The organism is Virgibacillus ainsalahensis, from assembly GCF_055380755.1.
In genome coordinates this window covers 961,771-984,987 of the sequence record NZ_AP043943.1, presented here as the reverse complement: position 1 = coordinate 984,987, position 23,217 = coordinate 961,771, and the positions used below count along the sequence as shown (strand labels likewise).

Sequence of the window (23,217 nt, the reverse complement as noted above, 5' to 3'; positions counted from 1 at the left end):
TAGAAATTATTTGAAGGAATTGATGTTATGGCCTATTATATCGGATTATTTTTATTAGTCATTGCCGTAAGTTTAGATGGTTTTAGTGTAGGAGTAACTTATGGGCTGCGAAAAATCCGTGTTCCAATCATCGCATTAGCGATTATCATGTTATGCTCCGGGATTATTGTATTATTGGCAATGACAATCGGACAGATGCTGGGCTACATTATTTCTCCCGACATGACAAAAATACTCGGTGGAAGCATCTTAATTTTTCTTGGCCTCTTCTCCCTCTATTCTATCATCCGGCCGGAGAAAGAGACGAAGAAAAACCAAAACATATGGACGACTGTCCTGACAACACCGGACAAAGCGGACATCGATCACTCAGGTATCATTTCTCCCGGCGAAGCTGTTCTACTTGGGGCGGCATTGGCACTGGATGCATTCGGAGCAGGAATTGGGGCATCGATGTTAGGCTATTCCCCTGTGCTTACCGCTATACTCATTGCCTTGATGAGCGGATTATTCGTGTTTTGCGGTATTCAAACAGGAGCTCTATTGGCAAAAAACAAAAAGCTCCGGCAAATGGTCTTCCTTCCACCAGTTCTATTGATTGCCATTGGTATTTCCAATATTTTATAATGCCTTAACCAAACCACCATCCACAATCAGTGATTGTCCTGTAATATAGGTATTCGCTCCGGATGCCAGAAATACAATCGCTTTGGCAAACTCATGTGGTTCTCCATATCGCTTCATCGGTATCTGTTGTTGCGCTTCTTTTTTGATGGTTTCCGGTGTGTCCCCTTGAATGTCTGCTTTGGACTGGTTAAGTTCCATGATTCGATCTGTTTCAATTGTTCCCGGACCAACTGTATTTATCAAAATATTGTCCTCTCCAAGTTCCTGAGACAATGTCTTGGCCAATCCTGCAATCCCCGGCCGCATCGTATTGGATAGCACAAGATTATCAAGTGTTTGCTTAATGGAAGAAGAAGCAAGGTTTACGATATGTCCATATTTTTGTTTCTTCATGTATGGAACAGCTTCCCGAATGGTACGAACAAAACTGAGTAAGTTCAATTCAAATGCATGGTACCAGTCCTCATCTGCCATATCCATAAACTTTCCTGCTGGCGGGCCCCCGGCGTTGTTAATTAGGACATCCACCCCTCCATTCCAAGCCACTGCCTTATCCACCAACTGTTTGATTTGTTTCGGTTGTTTCATATCACACACTGCAAAATCAATATTGCTGTTTCCTGTTTCCTCCTTTATCGCTTTCACTGCCCCCTCAAGCGCTTCCTCATTTCTACTGCTGATCAGGACATGCGCTCCTTCCCTTGCAAACTCTAAGGCGACAGCCCTGCCAAGCCCTTTGCTCGCAGCTGTTACAATGACTGATTTCCCTTTTAATTCAAGATCCAATATCAACACTCCTTTTTGAGTTATCAATAGTTTTGCACTTTCTAAACCACTAAAAAAATCCAAATTCAACCCTACTATTATCATAAGGCAGAATTCGGATTTTTAAAACAAATGTACCTATATAGCTTTTTACAGCAGCGAAAGAATAAATCCAATCACAACAATAGCACCAATAATCATTAAAATCGTACGTAGCATCATTTTCATCCTTTCATAAGAAATCCCGCTCAATACTATAAGTTACCCGGAAGTTCCTGATTGAAAACATGCTGCAGAATTTATGCAATGAGGTTCAGTAACACCGTCAATGATAAAATACTAATTAATGTACCTACCAATGTTATACTCGACACAAGATCCGGCTCGGTATCAAATTCGATTGCATACATCGTTGTAGTGGCTGCAGTTGGCATCGCCGAGATGATGATAATGACAGAGGCAATTATCGGATCCACATCAACAAGGGAAACAAACCCAAACGCAATAATTGGTGAGATGACCATTTTCAATGTGACAGATGAAGCAATGACCTGCCAATTCACTCGAAGTGATGTAATCGAAGCAAGCTGCATACCAAGCATAATCATCATAACAGGAATAGCTGCGTTCCCTACCATAGATAAGGTGGAATGGATGGATTCAGGAAGCGGTCCCCATGAAAACCCCTGGAACATAAAAGCCAGAATCGCTGCATAGGTTGCAGGCATTTTCAATATATTAAGCAATGATCGCTTCATCCCGCTTGTACTTCGTGATGCATAATACACACCAAAAAAATTATTCATCATTGACTGTACTACCATAATGAATACTGCATACGGTAAGGCAGCATTCCCCACACTAAACAGGACAACCGGAAGCCCGTAATTCCCGGAATTCATAAATCCGCTTGATAAGATGGACGCACTTTCTACAGAAGGCGACCATTTGAAAATACGTGCCAGTATTTTATTGAGAAAAACGATGATGAAAAATAAAACGAGCATAAAAATAACAATAATTAAATAACCTCTATCAAAATCGGCCTCCGACAGATTTACGAACACGAGCGAAGGTGTCAGTATATAGATCGTAACCGTTGATAATGTTTTCACATCGGAAATCCGTATCCGTTGTAGTATAAAACCTGTAGCAAACACTGCGATAATTGGTAAAATAACATTAAAAAATAAACTCATGATGACATCTCCAAAACGATGAAACTATCCGTTCATCTTCCTATAATTTTCTTTAAACATACACATTAATATAGCATCGTGATACATACCATTTACAAAAAACTCATCCCTTAGTTCTGCTTCCACCTCGAACCCGCACTTTTTGTAAATATGAATGGCTTTTTCATTTATTTTATCTACAATTAAATACAACTTATGTAAATTCAAATGCGAGAAAGCATAGTCAGTGGCAAGACGTGTTGCAGTCCCTGCATAGCCTTTTCCTTGATGCTCGGGATCGATGATGATGGTAAATTCAGCTTTTCGGTGAATATAATCAATCGATACCAATTCAACCAACCCCAGTTTTTCTTCATTCTTATAGAGGATAAATTGTCTTTTATGCGGGTTGTCCATGTTTTTATCAAAAGTATCCTTCAGCACTGCCATCGATTTATAAGGCTCTTCAAACCAATACGACATAATCTCCGCATTATTATTCAGCTTATGTATGAATTCCAAATCTTCTTTTTCCAATGTACGAAGTCCTAATTGTTCACTCAATGCCTATCCCCCCTTTTCAAAACTTTCATGAAGACTGTTTTCTAATAGTTTGGACTGCGATTACTCACCCCATTGAAAAGAAATGTTACTTTGACACAAAAACCATATAGTGCGACATCTAACTTTATCGTGGTTTTGCTTTCTTCCATTCCTTTTGAATCAGCTCTATACAATCGCTTCGGCAGAATACTTCGCTGGGAGCGGTGTTCTTTTGTACGGATAAAACTTCAAGGAAATTATGTTTTATGGATTTTTTTTACTTAAACAGAAAGCGATTCTAAGCTGCTTAAAATGCAAGACACCTTGAAAATGCTTTTACGAAAAAGCCTTCTTTAAAACTTAATCTTAGCATAAATGTTTACGTATACTCAATCTATTTCAACTGGTACACGCATGAAAAGTTGACAAGCGATGAATTTTATGAGATTATTGTAAAGTTAACAAAGAAGTAGCAAATAAGTAACTCTGGCATTCTACGTAATCTTTTAGAAAAAAAGATGCTTATTCACACTGGCGCGGCTAAAGGGCCGCAAGGATGTAAGAGCAGGTAGGGCTTACGTTGCTTAAGTTAGAAAGTCACAATCCAATCGTTGCTATGTTGTGACTTGTGGAACATGTACCGCGGTAAAGTGAAATTGAAAGATAAAATTTCCCACCCGAAAAAAATCGGGATTAAAATGAATATAAAACTTATGTGTTACTTTAGAAATTAAAGGGGTACTCTTATAGTAGGGGTACCCCTTTTCCAATACATATACAATTATGAAAGAGGGTTTTAACATGAATCAACTACAGGCCGGCACCATCCAAACACTGAACGTACTAAGGAAAATTGAAACGGGCTATGTGTTGAAAAAGGATATGCAGGAAGTGCTTTTACATCATAATGAAACAGAGAAAGAATTAGAAATTGATCAGGATATTGAGGTATTTCTATATCTTGATAAAAAAAGCCAGATGATTGCTACAACAAAACTGCCGACAATCGTGATGGATGAATATGGATGGGCGGAAGTAGTGGAAGTGATTCCGAAATTAGGTGCCTTTGTCAACATTGGAACATCGAAAGAAATACTTGTGTCCACAGACGACTTGCCATTATTTGAAGATGTGTGGCCTGAAACTGGTGACTGGCTTTTTATCACATTGGGAATAGACCAAAAAGGGCGTCTGCTCGCGCTTCCCGCAACTGAAGGGATTATCGCAAGGGAAATTGAGTTGGCACCGGAAGAATTGCTGAATAAACCGATTACTGGCACTGTCTATCATACAAGTCGTGAAGGTTCAGCGATTATAACAGATGATGATTATCGTGGTTTTATTCATTACACGGAGCGGAAAGAAGAACCGCGTCTTGGTGAACTTGTCCATGGCCGTGTCATTGATGTAAAAGAAGACGGCACTCTAAATGTCTCACTGCGTCCACTTAAAAAACATAGCATGGGTGAAGATGCCGAAGCTATTTTAGCACGACTCAAAGAAAGTGGCGGACAGATTCCATTTAGTGACAAAAGTGATCCCGAAGATATCCGGGGTACATTTCTTATCAGTAAAGCCGCTTTCAAACGCGCACTCGGTAAACTGATGAAAGAAGGAAAAATAGAACAGCGTGATGGGAATACGTATTTGAAATGAATTAAAATCCGCAGAAACCATTTCTGCGGATTTTTTAATGAAACAACCAAATAAAAAAAGAGCGATTCCCTCGCTCTTTTCACATCACTTAAGCTTCTGCATTTGCATAAGCATCGAAAATGGAAGTAATAACAAAGCCTATCGCTGCTGCAAACATAAATGCAATTCCCCAGCCACCAAGGCCTGCTCCCATAATATCCACCTTATCCATTATGGAACCTGTCAGAATCAATAATATGCCGACAAATGCGGAAAAGACACATGGATAGTACCCTACCCTAGACTCTTTGGCAAGCGTTTTAGAAAGGAATAAACCGAGAACTACTAGTACTGCAGTTAAAATTACCCCAATTGTAAACACCGATTGTATCATGATCATTCACCTCGTAAAATAATATAACGCTTTCTATAGTATAAAATCGAATCCAAATAAAGTCAATTAAACCGTGACTTTTTCCATACCTCAGATTATTCGATTTATGAATGATGTACTCTTCCCACCTGCCTATCTTCCATCCTTACTTTTATACCATGTGGATGGAAACTCGAGTTTGTCAGAATATCTTTTACGATACCCTTTGTTGTTTTCCCTGTTCGCTGATCCTTTTTCAACACGATATGCACTTCCAAACCGGGATGGATATTTTTCCGGTATCTGCCATCAACTCCCATACTGCATCTCCTTCATATTGGTTTATTTATTTTTGGATTTCAAATAGGTCATCAAGTTTTTCAGCCATGAAACGATGACTGTCTTCCACACCTAAATTATAGAACATTGGAGCAAGTTCTTCCATGAAAAACTCCAGCAGCAAAACTGCCGCCAAATCCCCAATCATCTCGTCCCGCTCTTTTTCAAAATAACCTTTGATTGCACCTGTCATATCATCCTTCTGTTCCTTCGTTAATTCAAACTTTGGTTTCATGTCATCCCCATTTCTGTACGTTTTTTCCTTCTGTCCATTATAGAATACAGGATGGCAATCAGACAAATTCCATATCGCTAACTCGAATCACCTGTAAGATAGGAGAAAGGATTTTTACATGAAATGTCGAAATACATGTTGGAGGAGGAATTAATTATGCAAACATTTGAAAATTATACATATGAACGACCTGACCTGGAGAGTGAGCAGGAGAAATTCGCCGTATTGCTCGATCGATTCACAGCTGCCGGGTCGGTCAAGGAAGCGTCAAAAGCGATGGAAGGAATGAACGCCTTTCGTAATCGGTTGAACACGATGGGGAATCTGGTTTATATTCGTGCCTCCATTGATACAAATGATGCGTTCTATCAAAAAGAACGTGATTATTTTGATGAATTAGAACCTGAATTGACAGCATTAAATACCCAATTTTATAAAGCATTGGTTAAATCGCCATATCGCAAAGAGCTTGAAGCAAGCTGGGGCTCCCAGCTCTTCCATATTGCGGATTTTAGTATCAAGTCATTTTCACATGAAGTGATCGAACTGTTACAACAAGAAAACAAGCTCACATCCGAATATTCCAAATTGGTGGCATCGGCAGAAGTGGAATTTCAGGGAGAAACCTATACCCTTGCACAACTCTCCCCGTTCACCCAAAATAAGGACCGTACTACCCGGAAGCAAGCTGTTGAGGCAAGCGCAGGATTTTTTGCAAACCATGCAGCCAAATTTGATGATATTTACGATCAATTGGTAAAAATCCGCCATCAAATAGCAACAACACTCGGATATAAAAACTTCACAGAGCTCGGCTATATCCGAATGGAGCGGATTGATTACGATGCAGCTATGGTTACCGATTTCCGTAAACAGGTGCGTAACATGATTGTTCCGCTTGTAACGAAACTATATGAAAAACAGGCAGACCGAATTGGTGTGGACACTTTAAAATTCTATGATGAGAATTTTAAATTTAAAAGCGGTAACGCACAGCCCAAAGGGTCACCAGAATGGATTATCGAAAACGGCAGGAAAATGTACGAGGAATTATCTGAGGAAACGAATGAATTTTTCCATTTTATGCTTGATCGCAACTTGATGGATCTTGAAGCGAAGAAAGGAAAAGAAGCTGGCGGATATTGCACATTCATTGAAGATTACCAATCTCCATTTATTTTCTCAAACTTTAATGGAACGTCAGCAGATATTGATGTACTGACACATGAAGCAGGACATGCCTTCCAGTTTTATTCCAGCAGAAATATAGGGATTCCGGAATATCTGATTCCGACAAGCGAGGCTGCGGAAATTCATTCAATGAGCATGGAATTTTTCACCTGGCCGTGGATGGAATTATTTTTCAAGGAAGAAACAGATAAATATAAATATGCACATTTGGCTGATGGCTTGCAGTTCATCCCATATGGTGTCTGTGTCGATGAATTCCAGCACCTAGTTTATGAGAATCCGGAATGGACACCGGATGAACGTAAAGAGGCGTGGAAAAAATTGGAGGAAATCTACTTGCCGCATCGCGATTATGACGGAATCTCCTATTTGGAAGAAGGCGGATTCTGGCAACGTCAGGGACATATCTATGAAGATCCATTCTATTATATTGACTATACGCTTGCACAGATATGCGCCTTCCAATTCTGGAAGAGATCCCGTGAAAATTATGAAGAAGCCTGGAGGGATTACCTGAACCTGTGTAAACTTGGTGGGTCAAAATCTTTCCTGGGGCTGGTGGAATCTGCAAAACTCACCTCTCCATTCAAAGAAGGAACCGTTGAATCTGTTGTCGATACAATTGAAGAATGGCTTGAATCTGTGGATGATCAGGCATTATAAATATAAAGGCCGTACACTTTGAGTCGTGTGCGGTCTTTTATATCTTTTGAGTCAAAAGCGACAAGTCTTTTCGGTGGGGCGAGTAATCGCAGTCCCATATCTTTGAGAGAACAGCCTTTTGGTTACATCAGCTGTTTTCATTATAGATGGTGGCGACATGCTCTTAGCCACCATGCTGGTTTCTTAACTGCTAAAAAAATAAAAGAATTGCTTAAACAAATGGAACCTGTTCGCAATTCTTTTACAGTTGATTACCCTATTTACCTATATTTATTTAACTATTTCTTTTTCTCTTCCTTCAGCTGCCTCTGACAGGAACTGGCGAATTTCTTCGATGGTAAGTCCAATACGCCTTGCTTCAAGCACCAGCTTCACCCATTCGTCATCATTTGCCATTGTTTCCATGTTACTCCTCTCTTTTCATTTTATGAGAACTTTCCCCTATACAGCCTCTCCCCAGAAAAATAAACGAGCTGTTTCTATTTTCCAATTCAGTATATACGATAATCCAAAAGAACTACAAGGTCATAAAGGTCACAACAAAAGTCACGAGACAATATTCGACAAAAACCCCTCCATGTAAACGGATGAAAAGGGATGTCAATACATGAATCTGTCTTACTGTTCATAATTTTATATGATAGAATATACCTATTATAAATATCTGAATTTATTAACATTTAATATGCTTATTCTCAAAATGATGCAAGGAGGAATAATTTATATTTTCGTAACTGTCAGGAATATATCTCGGGAGAAAGGACGTAAACAGATGGAGAAACTTACAATCGCTATAATCGATGACCAACCTTTAATGGTGGATGGTTTACGAACAATCCTGGACCTGCAGGAAGGCTTTCAAGTAATCGGTACAGCAAACAATGGACGTGAAGCATTAACATTAGCAAAAAAACAGCCGCATATTATGTTGATGGATGTACATATGCCAATCATGAATGGCATTGAGACCACCAAACAAATTAAGCAAGAATATCCTGATATTATGATTCTCATGACATCCTCCCACACAAGCGGAGAGGATGTCATCAGAGCAATTGCCAATGGCGCGAACGGATACTTATTAAAAGACTGGGAAACCGAACAGATTATACAGGCGATTTGGGATGTAACACAAAATAAAATCCCAATGCCTACATTTGCAGGTGAATCCATTGCAAAACTATTTAACAGCAGTCAAGAGTCTGGATACACCATGGATTACAAATGGGATAGCCAGAATTTCCCTCTATCCAAACGTGAAAAAGAGCTTGCTTTTTTTATTATGAATCGATTAACAAACGAAGAAATTGCCACCGAATTATACCTGTCCATTGGTACAGTAAAAAATTATATCACTTCCTTATATAAAAAACTTGGTGTGCGTACCCGTAGAGAAGCAATCAAACTATTGGAAGAGAACGTTTCAGAATAAGCGTCCTGTAAAACTCCATGTTAATGATTCCTTAGTTTCATTGCTTTATGCTAGAATAGACGATGGATATTATTATTATTTGAACAAAGGAGAACAACATGACATATAAAGCAGTATTTCTGGATATTGACGGGACGATTCTAAAACCGGACCATACGTATACAAATTCAACAAAGGATGCAATTGATCAATTGAAAGAACAAGGTATTGAAGTATTTATTGCAACAGGCAGGCCGCTTCATGAAATAGAAGATCTGTCTAAAGATTTGGGAGTCGATTCCTATATTGGATATAATGGGGCATATGCCCTATACCAGGATGAGACGATTGTAGATGAACCAATGTCGAAAGAAAACGTTGAGCAATTTTTGGAAATCGCCAGGGAGAATAATCATGAAATGGTTTTATATACAAACGGAAAAAATTATTTCACCTCTCTTGACCATCCCTTCGTTAAAAGATTCAATGAAATTTTTCAACTAAAGAAAAATGAACTGTTTAGGAATGATGTGATGGACGAGATTATCGGTATTACCTTACTTAATGTAGAACCTTCACAAGCGGCCCTTTATGAAATTGACCTAAATATCCGCCTTTCTGTGGTAAATGTGGATGGTATTCAGGCAGCACAGGATATCATTCGGAAAAATGTAAACAAGGGCGAAGCGGTAACAACCGTTTTGAAGCGACTAAATATACCAAAAGAGCAGGCCATTGCTTTCGGTGACGGAATGAATGATAAGGAAATGCTTCAAGCAGTTGGTGAAGGTTTTGCCATGGAGAATGCCCATCCGGACCTTTTCGAATTTGCTAAACATACAACAACTTCTGTTAGTGATTCCGGAATTTTTAATGGGTTGAAGAAACTGGGATTGGTGAGATAGCTCTATTCGCAGTCATAATCATTACTGCTAACAAAACAGCGATGCCTCCTTTATAAAAGAGGTCATCGCTGTTTTTAGATAAGTTTACAGAACGAGGCCGCCATACACAAATGCGCCAACAATTACAAATGCCGGATGAATTTTCAGGCGTTCGATGAGGAAGAAGCTTACAATCGTCAGCGTAGCTGTCTGCCAAAAACCGATTCCATCATATGAATCTATGAAAAAACGCCATGCCATCAAACCAAGCAAAATAGCGATGACCGGCTGGACAAACGCCGTCAGTCTTCTTACTTTTGGTGAATGCTTATACTTCATCAGCACACTGAGTAATAGAATCATAATAATGAGAGAAGGTGCAACTGTTGCAAATACGCCAACGACCGCTCCGAGTACTCCACCTACTTCATAGCCGATATATCCGGCCATTTTCGTGGCAATTGGTCCCGGCAGTGAGTTTCCAAATGCCAGCACTTCACTGAATTCTTGTACCGTCATCCATTCATAACGCTTTACCACTTCATTTTCTACCAGCGGGATGGACGCGGGCCCTCCACCATAGCCGAGAATTCCCGGAATGAAAAATGCCAGGAATATCTGCCAATAAATCATCGGGAATCACCCTCTTTATCTCCGAAAGTGCGCATTGGCTTATCTCTAATCAGCAAAGCAATTATCAGTAATACGGCAATAATAATTCCCGGATGGACATTAAAAAGTTGAAGAAGCGTAAAAATGACAATTCCCAGAATAATTGCCTGCATCCAGCCCAAACCTTTTCCAGCTTTATTTATGAATTGCCAGGTTAACATTGCCAGCATCATCCCGACTACTGGCACAACGGCTGCCGTCATTCCTTGCACCCAATCAAAATCTTTAATCGAAGAAAGAGACGTTAATAATACAATCATTAAAACGATGGTAGGGATAATGGTTGCGAATACCGCCCATAACAGCCCCCATACTCCTGACACACGATAGCCGATATATCCAGCGAGTTTCGTTGCAATCGGACCGGGCAAGGTATTTGAGAGTGCAATCAGGTCGCCGAATTCTTCCGCGTCCATCCATTTATATTTATCCACAACTTCCTTATGAATAAGCGGAATTGATGCTGGCCCACCACCAAATCCAAGCATACCAACACGAAAAAAAGCAATAAAAATATTCCATTGTGTTTTCATAAATCACTTATCCTTTTAAACCCTTTTAGGAAAATTACCATGTTGCAATCGTACCATCTGTCCTGGACTCGGTTCCTCCGACGAGTACACCTGTTTTTGGGTCACGCCAGATAATTTGGCCACGGCCGAAATTGTTCGGTTCCAGTTGAATCCGTATATCGTGCCCTTTTTCCGAGAGTCCCTTGGCAAGATGATGAGCGAAACGATGCTCTACTTCCACGGTTTTATCCTTCATCCACTGCCAACGCGGTGCGTCCAATGCTGACTGTGGGTTTAGCCTGAAATCGATTGTATTCATCACCACCTGCACATGTCCCTGTGGCTGCATAAATCCCCCCATGACACCAAATGGTCCAACTGGCTGGTCTCCCTTCGTCAAAAATCCAGGGATTATCGTATGATAAGTTTTTTTCCCACCAGCCAATGCGTTCATATGGCTTGGGTCCATGGAAAAATTATGCCCACGATTCTGTAAAGCTATTCCTGTACCCGGAACGACCAAACCAGATCCAAATCCCATATAATTGCTCTGGATGAAGGAAACCATATTTCCTTCATTATCTGCAGCTGCCAAATAAACCGTCCCACTTGCGGTTGGTTCACCCGCTTCCGGCTGTCCAGCAACATCGGTAATCAGTGCTCTTCGCTGCTTGGCATAGGTTTCCTTTAACAGATCATCCGTTGTATATCGCATCTCACTTTCTTCCGTTACGTGTTCCTGTGCATCAGAAAATGCCAGTTTAATAGCTTCAATTTGTTTATGGTATGTATCTAACGCTTCTTTTTCTTCAAATGTAAAGCCTTTTAAGATATTAAGGGCCTGTAAAGCAACAATCCCCTGTCCATTCGGTGGGATTTCCCACACCTTGTACCCGCGATAATCCACGTTGATTGGTTTCACCCACTCCGACTGATGTGTCATTAGATCTTCTTTTGTTAAATAGCCATCATATTCTTTTGAAAAAGCAGCAATTTTATCAGCTAATTCTCCGTGATAAAAGGATTGTGCCTTTGTATCAGCAATCTCCTGCAATGTCTTTGCATGATCTGGTGAGGACCAAATCTCCCCCACTTTCGGCGCACGGCCTTTTGGAGCAAATGTTTGAAACCAGTTTTTAAAGACATCATCGGTCAAATTATTATGAAAGCTCTCATACGCTTTGTTCCAGAATGCACCTAATGTACGTGTAATTGGATACCCCTCTTTTGCATAGGTTATCGCTGGCTCCAACACCTCTGTCAATGGCAGTTTCCCAAATGCTTCGGAAAGTTCCACCCAAGCTCCAGGAGCACCAGGAACCGTTACAGGTGTCCAGCCATGTACCGGAAGCTCTTCATGGCCAGCTTCCTTCACTTTTTCAATCGAGATATTTTTCGGAGACCTGCCACTTCCATTTAAACCGTGCAGTTTGCCTTTTGTCCACACAAGCGCGAACGCATCGCCTCCAATCCCATTGGAAGTTGGTTCCACAACAGTCAGACATGCTGCTGTTGCAATGGCGGCATCAATTGCATTTCCTCCTTTTTTCAGTATCTCCAGCCCAGCCTGTGCTGCAAGTGGCTGGGACGTGGCAACCATACCTTTACTTGCGTAGGCTGAATGACGAGTGACTGCATACGGATAAGATTGATTTTTTAAGGACTCCATCATATCCCCCGCTCCTTCGCTAATTATTATTTTTTAGAATTGTATAATATATTACAAAAGAAACAGGATTTTGTCAATACAATTATAAAGTATTTAAGATATATTACTTTCATTTTAAATGTATTTTGTTATAATTACTTTCTTTTTGTGCTATAATAAGGAAATAAACTGTTCGAGGAGTCAATAAGATGAAATACGATCAAATAGATAAGAAATTATTGGACATCTTAGCGGACGATGGCCGTATATCCTATGTTGAATTAGCGGAGAAAGTCGGCTTGTCCCGTGTTGCTGTGAAAGATCGCATTCAAAGTTTGAAAGAAAGTGGAATTATTGAGAAGTTTACAGTTGTTATCAACTCGGAAAAGGCCGGAAAAAAAGTATCTGCCTTCTTTGAAGTGGATGTGGAGCCAAAGCAATTGCAGCAAGTCGCACAAAACCTGGCTGATAATCCGAATGTTGCCAGTATCTATCAAATGACCGGTCCAAGTACCCTGCATATGCATGTGTTAGTTGAGGATTTTCAGATGCTGGAAGTATTTATCAATAATGAACTCTATGCGGTTGATGGAATAACAAGGGTGGAGAGTTCCGTTATCTTGAAGCGGTTTAAAAGCCGGAATGGTTATAAGCTGTAACATCCGATGTGACTTGAAAAATATTGATTAGAAAACTTGGCTTTTCGCCAAACTTTTATGGCGATAAAACCAAAGCCCGCACGTATGCAGTAAGGAAGTTTTATGCTTTCTTAACTGCGAACAAAAGATTGAGGCGCCTTGGTCACCCTAAGGCATAGCTTTAAGTAAGAACTCAACATGCGCGTCCTAGCTCATGAGGGAGTTCTTACTTAAGACCTCAGGCGGGGTAGACGCTGGAACTGGACGTGACTTATATTGTAACCAAAATATATACTACTAAATTTATATACTTTATTTACTTATTAGAAAAAAGCTGAAGTTCATATGAACTTCAGCTTTTTTCTAATGCTTTTCAAGCACTATGATGCACCGTTTCGGCTAGCCCTTGAATAGTTGACAGTGTTCCAATATCCAGGTTTCCTCCGCTAACGATGACGCCACAATGCCTTGATTTAATTTTATTATTATGTGCAAATAATGCCGCCAATGCTGCTGCACCAGCACCTTCCATCAATGTCTTATTACGTTCAAGCATATAGACGATGGCAGCAGATATTTCTTCATCTGTGACGGTAACTATGTCATCAACATAATCTCGTATAATTGGCAGTGTATGTTTCCCTGGTTGTTTTACTGCAATCCCCTCAGCAATTGTAGAAACAGACTTCAGATTTTTCACACGGCCATTATGATAGCTATCATGTATTGCAGCAGCACCGCTTGCCTGAACGCCAATAACCTTTATATTGGTGTTGGCATATTTGGCTGCAACTGCTATCCCGCTGATCAGTCCACCACCACCAATCGGTACGAGAATTGTATCCATTCGATCTTCCTGTCTGAGCATTTCCAGTGCCATTGTACCTTGGCCTGCCATCACATCATGGTCGTCAAATGGATGGATATACTCCGCTCCGGTTTTCATTTTTCTTTCCAGGGAGGCTTCATATGCTTCCTGAAAACTTTCACCAGTGAGAACGACGTCAGCACCATAGTTTCTTGTTGCATTTACTTTTGCGAGTGGAGTTTTTTCACCCATAAAGATGGTAGCTTTGACACCCAATTTCGCTGCCGCGTGGGCAACCCCCTGGGCATGATTTCCTGCTGAAGCAGTGATAACTCCCTTTTTCAATTGTTCCTTCGATAATTGCATTAGTTTATTACTTGCACCTCTAAACTTAAATGCTCCTGTTTTTTGTTGGTTTTCCATTTTACAATAGACATTTTTCCCAACTAATTCGTCTGTCGTTACTGATGTCAGTAAAGGTGTTTGGTGAACAATAGGCTTTAAACGCTGCCACGCTGTATATACCTGTTCACCTGTTAAGCAATCCCCAATTAGGTCACTCTCCTCATTATTTTGCTGTTAATTTTTCGTATGCAGCAATTTTGTCTTCCTGTAGTAGTGTCAGGGCAATTTCATCCCAGCCGTTAAGAAGTTTCTCTTTGTGGTATTCCGGGATGTCAAAATGAACTTCCTGTTGCGTTTCATCTGTAATGGTCTGGCCTTTTAAATCAACCTCTAAAACAAGGGAGCCTTGCTCTGCGCTTTCCATCCAGATGTTTAACTGTTCCTCATCCATTTTGATTGGAATAATTCCATTTTTTAATGCATTATTGTAAAAAATATCCGCGAAACTTGGAGCGATAATCACTTTAAAGCCATAATCCAATAATGCCCAAGGTGCATGTTCCCTGGAAGAACCGCAGCCAAAGTTTTCTCCCCCTAGAAGAATGGATGCACCGTTATATTTCGGCTTATCTAATTCAAAATCATCCCTTTTATTCCCGTCATTGTCAAAGCGCCAATTATAAAACAAAAATTGGCCAAAGCCGGTCCGTTCAATTCGTTTTAAAAATTGTTTTGGGATAATCTGATCGGTATCGACATTTGAGCGGTCTAATGGATAAACCAACCCTTTATGCTGCTCTATTGCTTCCATCTGACTTGCACCTCCTAGTTCATTACTCCGGCAAATTTACGGACGTCCACGAAATGCCCTTCGACAGCCGCTGCTGCTGCCATTTCCGGACTGACAAGGTGAGTTCGCGCACCATTACCCTGTCTTCCTTCAAAGTTACGGTTGGATGTGGATGCACATCTGCCTTCCGGTGGAACGACATCATCATTCATTGCCAAACACATGCTACATCCGGATTCACGCCATTCAAAACCTGCATCTTTAAAGATTGTATCGATTCCTGCTTTTTCTGCTTGCAGTTTTACACTAAATGAGCCCGGCACAACAATTGCCCTTATCCCATCTTTAACCTTTTTTCCCTCGATAATGCCCGCTGCTTTTTGCAGGTCGCTGAAACGGGAATTCGTACAGGAACCGATGAAGACATGATCGATTTCAATCGAAGTAATCGGCTGATTCTCTTCCAGCCCCATATATTCGAGTGCTCGCTCTACATCTTCCTTATGATCTACTTCACTCAAAACAGGAGTAGAAGCACTTACCGGCAGACACATTCCAGGATTTGTCCCCCACGATACTTGCGGCTCAATTTCTTCCGCATTAATGGTGACAGTTTTATCATAAACCGCACCTTCGTCTGTTGCAAGAGAAAGCCAAGTTTCAGCTGTTTCTTTGAATGCTTCTCCACTTGGTACATACTCTCTGCCTTCCAAATAATCAACGGTCTTTTGATCAGGGCTTATCAATCCCGCTCTTGCACCACCCTCAATCGACATATTACAAATCGTCATGCGTCCTTCCATAGACAAGTTGCGAATCGCTTCGCCTGTATATTCCATAACATATCCGGTACCGAATTTCACACCAAATTTGGAAATAATGGCAAGGATTAGATCCTTTGCTGTGACACCAGGTCCCAATTCGCCTTCTACTTGGACATTTAATGTTTTCGGACGCTCCTGCGAGATAGTTTGCGTTGCCAGGACATGCTCTACTTCACTTGTACCGATCCCAAAAGCCAAAGCCCCAAATGCTCCGTGGGTCGAAGTATGACTGTCCCCACAGACAATTGTTTTTCCCGGCTGGGTCAATCCAAGCTGTGGTCCAATAACATGAACAATCCCCTGGTCAGGGTGAAACATATCAGCAAGTTTGATTCCATATTCTTCACAATTTTCCCGCAATGTTTCCATTTGCTTTTTGGAAATCTGGTCCTCTATAACATCCCTGTTTTTTGTGGGAACATTATGATCCATTGTTGCATATGTCAAATCTGGACGGCGGACTTTACGGTTATTCAGGCGTAACCCTTCAAAAGCCTGTGGAGATGTTACTTCATGTATTAAATGCTGATCAATATATAATAGATCCGGTTTTCCTTCTTCTTGATGAACCACATGTTTCTTCCAAATTTTCTCAATAATGGTTTCGGGTTTTCCCATTCATCACACCTCCATCAATTTAGACTGCTTCAAATTCTATTGAAAAGCTTTTGTAGTAATATTTTTCACTACAACTTCTGTAATTTCTTTAGTTCCCACCTGCTTGCCATCATTAATATGCAAATCTGCAGTATAATATCCCTGTTCCAAACATTCATTAACAGCTCTTTCGATTTCATTGGCTTCCTCTTCCAGCTGAAAAGAATGTCTCAGCATTAATGCGACAGACAGAATCATGCCTAACGGATTAGCAATCCCTTCTCCGGCAATATCCGGTGCAGAACCATGAACCGGTTCATACAAGCCTACACTATCTGATCGAATACTGGCAGTTGGAAGCATCCCAAGGGATCCTGTTAATACCGAAGCTTCGTCACTTAAAATGTCACCAAATAAATTTTCAGTTACAATTGTATCAAAATGGTCAGGATTGGTAATGAGTTTCATAGCGGCCGCGTCCACAAGTAAATGCTCTACTGTAACATCCGGATAATCTTTTGCTTTTTCATCAACAATTTCACGCCACATTCGACTGGATTCGAGAACATTCGCTTTATCGACAGATGTCAGAAATTTATTTCTGATTTTTGCACTTTGAAATGCTTTATCAATAATCCGTTCCATTTCTTCACGCTCATAATAAAGTGTATCGACGACAACATTTCCATTTTCACGACGCTCACTTGGCTGTCCGAAATAAAGTCCGCTTGTCAATTCACGAATAATCAGGATATCACTGCCATTAATGACCTCTTCTTTCAAAGGGGAAGCATGGAGCAATGGAGCAAAACCCTTAACCGGTCTAAGGTTGGCAAATAATCCAAGCGTTTTCCGGATGCCAAGCAATCCCTTTTCCGGTCTCAGATGAGGTGGATTAGTATCCCATTTCGGCCCTCCAACTGCACCTAGTAATACGGCATCTGCTTGCTGGCATGCTTTGATAGTCTCTTCCGGTAGCGGCGAGCCATAATTATCAATCGCATCGCCACCGATGGCATGTTCATGATACCCGAAGTTATGGCCATACTCACTGGCTATCGTATTTAATACATACGTTGCCGATTCCATAATTTCTTTGCCTACACCATCACCCGGAAGTAGAATAATTTGTTTATCCATAAGCGCTTCTCCTCATTCAACTTATTATTTTACGACTTCTTCTTTCGTAACAGAATTCTGATGGATAATATAGCGGTTCACCGCATTTAGAAATGCGTTGGCTGAGGCTTCGATGACGTCCTGAGCAGAACCTCTTCCATTGACAACTTCCCCATTGACAACAAGTTGTACGTGGGATTCGGCAAGTGCGTCCTTTCCACCGCCTACTGAGTTCAGCTGGTAGTCAACCAGTTTCAGCTCTTCTTCAATAAGCTCATCCATCGTCTTATATAAAGCTTCCACACTTCCCTGTCCGGTCCGTGCTGTTTCCACCGTTTTACCTTCCGGCGTAGTAAGGACAACCGTCGCTGTTGGTACATTAGCTGTTCCATATTGAACCTGGAACATTTTCATTTCATATTTGTTCACAGCAGATGTATCTGTTTTAATTTCCATCAAAATTGTGTAGATATCATCATCTGTCACTTCCCTTTTATGGTCAGTCAGCTGCTTAAATTGGTTGAATGCTTCTTTCAATTCATCGTCTGTTAATTCGACACCCATCTCATTTACTTTATCCTTGAATGCATGCCGCCCAGAATGTTTTCCCAGGAATAACGTGTTCGAATTCAGCCCGACCATTTCCGGTGTGATAATTTCATAAGTGGATGCATTTTTTAATACACCATCCTGATGAATTCCAGCTTCGTGAGCAAAAGCATTTCTACCAACAATGGCTTTATTTGCCTGAATATACATACCAGTCAATTTTGCGATAAGATCACTCGTACGTTTGATTTCATTCAATTTAAGATTAGCTTGATACGGATAGTAATCGGAACGTATTTTCAATGCCACGGCGATTTCTTCCAGCGCGGCGTTACCAGCCCGTTCACCAATCCCATTTATCGTTCCTTCCACCTGGGTAGCTCCATTTTCTACTGCAGCAATCGAATTGGCTACAGCCATTCCTAAATCATTATGACAATGACAGGATAGATCTACCTGATCAATATTCGGAACGTTTTGGCGAATATGCCGGAACAACCTTCCATATTCTTCCGGTGTTGTATACCCCGTGGTGTCTGGTATATTAATAACCGTTGCACCTGCATCAATCACCTTCTCAATAATTTGCACCAAATAATCCCAATCTGATCTAGTTGCATCTTCTGCGGACCATTGTACCTGTGGGAATTTCTTTTTAGCATAGGAAACCATTTCTATGGCTGTTTCCATCACCTGTTCGGGTGATTGCTTCAATTTATATGTCATATGAATGGGTGAAGTTGCCAAAAATAAGTGTATGCGCGGTTCATCCGCACCTTTCAATGCCTCCCAGGCAGTGTCAATATCCGATTTAACCGTTCTTGCCAACCCTGTTACAGAAGTGTTTTTAATCGTATCTGCAATTGTTTTAACTGCATTAAAATCACCTTCGGAGGAAGCGGGAAATCCCGCTTCCATCCGGTCAACACCAAAACGTTCAAGCTGTTTGGCAATCTCTACTTTCTCCGCCTGATTCAAATTGACTCCAGGTGACTGTTCGCCGTCCCTAAGTGTTGTATCAAAAATCTTAATTTTTGACATGTTCCTTCACATCCTTTTGCTTAGTTTGTAATGGCTGTTTGACAAAAGGCATTAATTCACGTAACTCCCTTCCAACTTTTTCGATCGGATGTTGGTTTTCTCTGGCATTGATTGCATTAAACTGCGGGCGATTTGCCTGATTCTCAACAATCCAGTCCTTTGCAAATTTACCTGTTTGCACGTCTGTAAGAACATCTTTCATACGTGCTTTCGTGTCCTCATTCACAATACGCGGTCCTGATACAAAGTCACCCCATTGTGCAGTATCTGAAATGGAATAGCGCATATTCTCCAGTCCGCCTTCATACATCAGATCAACAATCAATTTCACTTCATGTAAACATTCAAAATAAGCAACTTCCGGCTGATATCCTGCTTCCGTTAATGTTTCGAATCCTGCTTTTACAAGGCTGGTAAGACCACCACAAAGTACTGCCTGTTCCCCGAATAAATCAGTTTCTGTTTCCTCCTGGAAGCTTGTTGCAAGAACTCCAGCACGTGCTGCTCCAATACCTTGTGCATATGCAAGTGCAATTTCCTTCGCGTTACCACTAACGTCCTGTTCCACACCGTATAGTGCAGGGACTCCAGCTCCTTCTTCATACGTTCTGCGTACCAGATGTCCAGGCCCTTTTGGTGCTACAAGAAATACATCGACATCAGACGGTGGCACAATCTGACTGAAATGAATATTAAACCCATGTGCAAAAGCGATTGCGTTTCCTGCTTTTAGGTTCGGTTTGATACTTTCTTCATAAACTGCAGTTTGATGTTCATCCGGTAATAAGACCATCACGACATCCGCCTGTTTAACGGCGTCTGCAACAGATTCTACGTTAAACCCATCTTCTTCCGCTTTTTGTTGTGACTTCCCAGGTCTTAATCCAACAACAACATCATAGCCGCTTTCACGAAGATTCAATGCATGTGCGTGTCCCTGTGATCCATATCCTACGATAGCGATTTTCTTTCCTTGTAATACCTCTTTTTGAATATCTTTTTCATAAAGTACTTTTGACATTGTAAATTCCTCCTGTTTTTGTGTGTTTTATTAGATTTAGATTGAAAATGAATTAAGTTCTGTCACCTGCTGCGGCTGCTGGCCTCTCAGAAATGCCGTGACACCAGTTTTTGTCAGTTCCTTGATGCCGTATGGCTTCAGTAATGTGATTAAAGCTTCCACCTTTGCCGGTTTACCTGTTACCTGAACGGTGAGACTATCCCGGCTGACATCAATAATGGTCGCACGAAATGGTGTGATGATTCCTTGAATTTCGGATCGCAATTGGCCGCTGCCGCCTACCTTAATCAAAGCCAGTTCCCTTGCGACCATTGCCTTGTCAGTAATATCTGACACCTTAATTACATCAATTTGCTTATTTAGCTGTTTTGTTAATTGTTCCAGCTTCTGTCTGTCCGTTACCTCAACGACAAATGTCATCTTGGATACACCTTCTGTTTCTGAACTTCCAACGGAGATACTGGCTATATTGAACTGACGTTTATGGAGCATCCCGGTAATCCGGTTCAAAACACCACCGCGATCCTGAACAGTTGCCGTTATGATTCGCTTCATCTTGTCACCCCTATCATTTCATGCAACCCTTTACCGGGAGCAATCATTGGATAAACGCTTGTTTTTTGAACAACCCGGCAATCCACGACAACCGGTCCGTCGTATGCAAATACTTCTTTTAGCGCATCAACTGCATCAGCTTCGTTATCGATTCTCATCCCTCGAATATTATAACTTTCTGCAAGTTTTACAAAGTCGGGATTTACCGATAAAAGTGATTCAGAGTAGCGTTCCTCGTAAAAGTCTTCCTGCCATTGTCTTACCATCCCGAGTGCTTCATTGTTTACGATAATGACTTTAACAGGAAGGTTTCGTTCTTGAATGACAGAAAGTTCCTGGGCCGTCATCTGAAATCCTCCATCACCAACAATCGAAACAACCAGATCATCAGGACAGCCGAGCTGAGCACCAACTGCTGCCGGAAAACCAAATCCCATTGTTCCAAGACCGCCTGAGGTAACCCAGCGATTTGGTTTATTAAAGTGATAGAATTGTGCTGCCCACATCTGGTGCTGCCCGACATCTGTGGTAACAATTGCTTCACCTTTTGAAAGTTCATACACTTGCTCGATCAACCATTGGGGCGACATTAACTCATCGGAGCGTTCATACCACAATGGATAATCTTTTTTATTTGCTTGCAGTTTCTCCATCCATTCTTCGTAATCCGTGTTTTCAATTGATCTATCCAATAATGCTGTTATCGCCTTTTTAGCATCTCCTACAACAGGAATATCGGTTGGAATATTCTTCCCGATTTCCGCCGGGTCGATATCAATATGGGCAACTTTAGCGTGTGGTGCAAAATGCTCGATATTACCTGTCAAACGGTCATCAAACCTGGCGCCGATATTGATTAATAGATCACTTTCATAAATGGCTGTATTTGCTGTGTATGTCCCGTGCATCCCGGCCATTCCCAAAAACAGCGGGTTGGATGCTGGAAAACTTCCTAAACCGTGCAGGGTGTTTGTAACCGGAATCTGATACTTTTCAGCCAATTGTTTTAATTCTTCAGACGCTTTCGAGAAAACGACTCCCGCACCCGCCAGTATTAGCGGTTTTTTTGCCCTGCTCAATGCCTCTGTCAACTTAACAACTTGCAATGGATTAGGTTTTATTGTCGGCTGATATCCCGGTAAATGGAAATTTTTGTCAAATGGTGTACCGGATAATTCTTGAGATATATTTTTAGGTATGTCGATAACAACTGGTCCCGGACGTCCGGTTGAAGCAATATGAAATGCTTCATTTACGACTCTTGGCAGTTCCTTTACGTCGCTTACCTGATAATTGTATTTCGTAATCGGTGTAGTGATTGCCATTACATCCGATTCCTGAAAGGCGTCTGTTCCGATGACATTTTTCGCTACTTGCCCGGTGAAAATAACCAATGGCAGTGAATCCATCATGGCGTCTGTAATTCCGGTAACTAAGTTTGTCGCACCTGGCCCTGATGTTGCTATAACTACCCCAGGTTTCCCTGTTACCCGTGCATAGCCTTCAGCTGCATGAATAGACCCTTGTTCATGGCGAGTCAGTATATGTTTGAACGGCGTCTCATTTCGATACAATGCATCATAAATTGGTAAAACAGCACCACCTGGATAACCAAACACCGTATCTACTTCCGCTTCCACCAAAGTTTGAATGAGCAGATCCGCACCAGTCATAATTTTGTTCACAGGTTCCACTTCTCGATTTACTTCAGCTTTCACTACTACATACCTCCTTTAATAGTCAAATTTATAGAAAAAGCCCTTCCCTCCCTATAAATCTGCATAATATCAGAATTATTGGGGAGAAAAGAGCTTTCTTTTCACGGTACCACCCAGGTTTACAGTACTCTCACGAATACTATCTCACCGGCTGCTAACAGCCGATTTTGATAACAGGTGCACTTGCACCCGGCCAGGAATAATTAGACCTCAATCTGTTCAACCTGGCACTCAGAGATGATGTCAGAACAATTTGTATTTCTGGGCTTCCAGCAACCCCAGATCTCTGTAAATACAAGGTTCATGTTCTTTTTTTCTCGTCGTCGAGTTAATCTTTCTTAAGTTTTATACAAGATTTCGAAAATTCAACTTAATAAATCAGTACTATTTTTCTTGCGTATTGAAATATTTAAATAATTGATATTGTCGATAATCATATAACGTTTTTAGCAAACGGTCAACAGCTTTTTAAAAGTTTTTCAGTACTTTTAATGAATTGAAAAAAATGAATGCGTTTACACCCTCGACAGCCTTGC

The 23,217-nt window shown here is 41.0% G+C and carries 24 protein-coding genes; 6 read left to right on the top strand and 18 right to left on the bottom strand.

Going from position 1 to position 23,217, the window contains the following annotated elements; all coding sequences use genetic code 11:
• The first annotated feature begins 27 nt into the window (after positions 1-27).
• Positions 28-627 carry a sporulation membrane protein YtaF gene (gene ytaF / locus ACZ427_RS04555; RefSeq protein ID WP_461179895.1) on the top strand — a complete coding sequence of 200 codons (600 nt, stop codon included), beginning with the start codon at positions 28-30 and terminating at the stop codon, positions 625-627.
• On the opposite strand, the gene ACZ427_RS04550 is transcribed toward ytaF, so the two are convergent.
• From ACZ427_RS04550 to speG, 3 genes are all read right to left on the bottom strand, one after another.
• Positions 622-1,413, bottom strand: coding sequence for an SDR family oxidoreductase (locus ACZ427_RS04550; RefSeq protein WP_461179896.1), 792 nt, complete (start codon positions 1,411-1,413; stop codon positions 622-624). The two genes, ytaF and ACZ427_RS04550, sit on opposite strands and share 6 nt — an antisense overlap.
• Before the next feature lie 278 nt (positions 1,414-1,691).
• Entirely contained in the window at positions 1,692-2,591 is a 900-nt protein-coding gene (locus ACZ427_RS04545; RefSeq protein ID WP_461179897.1) for an AEC family transporter, read from the bottom strand.
• Between the two features lie 24 nt (positions 2,592-2,615).
• Positions 2,616-3,134, bottom strand: a complete 519-nt coding sequence (gene speG, locus ACZ427_RS04540; protein WP_461179898.1) for a spermidine N1-acetyltransferase — start codon at positions 3,132-3,134, stop codon at positions 2,616-2,618.
• Positions 3,135-3,914: 780 nt separating this feature from the next.
• Between speG and ACZ427_RS04535 the strand changes: the two genes are divergently transcribed.
• On the top strand, positions 3,915-4,769 hold the full coding sequence (locus ACZ427_RS04535; protein ID WP_461179899.1) for a CvfB family protein: 855 nt from the start codon (positions 3,915-3,917) through the stop codon (positions 4,767-4,769).
• Positions 4,770-4,857: 88 nt separating this feature from the next.
• Here ACZ427_RS04535 and ACZ427_RS04530 read toward each other — a convergent pair whose 3' ends face one another.
• The 3 genes from ACZ427_RS04530 to ACZ427_RS04520 form a co-directional block, all read right to left on the bottom strand.
• The gene (locus ACZ427_RS04530; RefSeq protein ID WP_461179900.1) at positions 4,858-5,148 is read right to left on the bottom strand and encodes a hypothetical protein; all 291 of its coding nucleotides are present in this window, start codon (positions 5,146-5,148) and stop codon (positions 4,858-4,860) included.
• A gap of 98 nt (positions 5,149-5,246) precedes the next feature.
• Positions 5,247-5,441 carry a YwbE family protein gene (locus tag ACZ427_RS04525; protein WP_461179901.1) on the bottom strand — a complete coding sequence of 65 codons (195 nt, stop codon included), beginning with the start codon at positions 5,439-5,441 and terminating at the stop codon, positions 5,247-5,249.
• A 26-nt stretch (positions 5,442-5,467) separates the two neighbouring features.
• Positions 5,468-5,761 carry a DUF2164 domain-containing protein gene (locus ACZ427_RS04520; protein ID WP_464883534.1) on the bottom strand — a complete coding sequence of 98 codons (294 nt, stop codon included), beginning with the start codon at positions 5,759-5,761 and terminating at the stop codon, positions 5,468-5,470.
• 90 nt (positions 5,762-5,851) lie between these two features.
• Between ACZ427_RS04520 and ACZ427_RS04515 the strand changes: the two genes are divergently transcribed.
• A complete protein-coding gene (locus tag ACZ427_RS04515) occupies positions 5,852-7,549 on the top strand; it encodes a M3 family oligoendopeptidase (RefSeq protein ID WP_461179903.1) in 1,698 nt (565 codons plus the stop codon).
• A 270-nt stretch (positions 7,550-7,819) separates the two neighbouring features.
• Here the strand turns inward: ACZ427_RS04515 and ACZ427_RS04510 are convergent, their stop codons facing one another.
• A complete protein-coding gene (locus ACZ427_RS04510) occupies positions 7,820-7,954 on the bottom strand; it encodes an anti-repressor SinI family protein (RefSeq protein WP_461179904.1) in 135 nt (44 codons plus the stop codon).
• A gap of 367 nt (positions 7,955-8,321) precedes the next feature.
• Here ACZ427_RS04510 and ACZ427_RS04505 point away from each other — a divergent pair, with 367 nt between their 5' ends.
• Positions 8,322-8,981, top strand: a complete 660-nt coding sequence (locus ACZ427_RS04505; RefSeq protein ID WP_461179905.1) for a response regulator — start codon at positions 8,322-8,324, stop codon at positions 8,979-8,981.
• Positions 8,982-9,079: 98 nt separating this feature from the next.
• Positions 9,080-9,865, top strand: a complete 786-nt coding sequence (locus tag ACZ427_RS04500) for an HAD family hydrolase (RefSeq protein WP_461179906.1) — start codon at positions 9,080-9,082, stop codon at positions 9,863-9,865.
• An 84-nt stretch (positions 9,866-9,949) separates the two neighbouring features.
• On the opposite strand, the gene ACZ427_RS04495 is transcribed toward ACZ427_RS04500, so the two are convergent.
• The 3 genes from ACZ427_RS04495 to ACZ427_RS04485 are packed head-to-tail and all read right to left on the bottom strand — an operon-like array spanning position 9,950 to position 12,697.
• On the bottom strand, positions 9,950-10,477 hold the full coding sequence (locus tag ACZ427_RS04495) for a chromate transporter (protein ID WP_461179907.1): 528 nt from the start codon (positions 10,475-10,477) through the stop codon (positions 9,950-9,952).
• Entirely contained in the window at positions 10,474-11,049 is a 576-nt protein-coding gene (locus tag ACZ427_RS04490) for a chromate transporter (protein ID WP_461179908.1), read from the bottom strand. The genes ACZ427_RS04495 and ACZ427_RS04490 overlap by 4 nt, the downstream gene beginning before the upstream one ends.
• Before the next feature lie 34 nt (positions 11,050-11,083).
• Positions 11,084-12,697 (bottom strand): gamma-glutamyltransferase family protein, encoded by a 1,614-nt coding sequence (locus tag ACZ427_RS04485; protein ID WP_461179928.1) that lies wholly within the window; start codon positions 12,695-12,697, stop codon positions 11,084-11,086.
• A 188-nt stretch (positions 12,698-12,885) separates the two neighbouring features.
• On the opposite strand from ACZ427_RS04485, the gene ACZ427_RS04480 reads away from it, so the two are divergent.
• Positions 12,886-13,335: an Lrp/AsnC family transcriptional regulator gene (locus ACZ427_RS04480; protein ID WP_461179909.1), complete on the top strand. Its 450-nt coding sequence runs from the start codon at positions 12,886-12,888 to the stop codon at positions 13,333-13,335.
• Positions 13,336-13,687: 352 nt separating this feature from the next.
• Here ACZ427_RS04480 and ilvA read toward each other — a convergent pair whose 3' ends face one another.
• The 8 genes from ilvA to ilvB are packed head-to-tail and all read right to left on the bottom strand — an operon-like array spanning position 13,688 to position 22,636.
• The gene (gene ilvA / locus ACZ427_RS04475; protein ID WP_461179929.1) at positions 13,688-14,674 is read right to left on the bottom strand and encodes a threonine ammonia-lyase; all 987 of its coding nucleotides are present in this window, start codon (positions 14,672-14,674) and stop codon (positions 13,688-13,690) included.
• Positions 14,675-14,690: 16 nt separating this feature from the next.
• Entirely contained in the window at positions 14,691-15,278 is a 588-nt protein-coding gene (leuD, locus tag ACZ427_RS04470; RefSeq protein ID WP_461179910.1) for a 3-isopropylmalate dehydratase small subunit, read from the bottom strand.
• A 14-nt stretch (positions 15,279-15,292) separates the two neighbouring features.
• Positions 15,293-16,699 carry a 3-isopropylmalate dehydratase large subunit gene (gene leuC / locus ACZ427_RS04465; RefSeq protein WP_461179911.1) on the bottom strand — a complete coding sequence of 469 codons (1,407 nt, stop codon included), beginning with the start codon at positions 16,697-16,699 and terminating at the stop codon, positions 15,293-15,295.
• A gap of 36 nt (positions 16,700-16,735) precedes the next feature.
• Positions 16,736-17,818 (bottom strand): 3-isopropylmalate dehydrogenase, encoded by a 1,083-nt coding sequence (gene leuB, locus ACZ427_RS04460; protein ID WP_461179912.1) that lies wholly within the window; start codon positions 17,816-17,818, stop codon positions 16,736-16,738.
• 24 nt (positions 17,819-17,842) lie between these two features.
• Entirely contained in the window at positions 17,843-19,387 is a 1,545-nt protein-coding gene (locus ACZ427_RS04455; protein WP_461179913.1) for a 2-isopropylmalate synthase, read from the bottom strand.
• Positions 19,374-20,408: a ketol-acid reductoisomerase gene (gene ilvC / locus ACZ427_RS04450; protein WP_461179914.1), complete on the bottom strand. Its 1,035-nt coding sequence runs from the start codon at positions 20,406-20,408 to the stop codon at positions 19,374-19,376. The genes ACZ427_RS04455 and ilvC overlap by 14 nt, the downstream gene beginning before the upstream one ends.
• Positions 20,409-20,444: 36 nt before the next feature.
• The gene (gene ilvN, locus ACZ427_RS04445) at positions 20,445-20,963 is read right to left on the bottom strand and encodes an acetolactate synthase small subunit (protein WP_461179915.1); all 519 of its coding nucleotides are present in this window, start codon (positions 20,961-20,963) and stop codon (positions 20,445-20,447) included.
• The gene (ilvB, locus tag ACZ427_RS04440; RefSeq protein ID WP_464883571.1) at positions 20,960-22,636 is read right to left on the bottom strand and encodes a biosynthetic-type acetolactate synthase large subunit; all 1,677 of its coding nucleotides are present in this window, start codon (positions 22,634-22,636) and stop codon (positions 20,960-20,962) included. The genes ilvN and ilvB overlap by 4 nt, the downstream gene beginning before the upstream one ends.
• Positions 22,637-23,217: the final 581 nt, after the last annotated feature.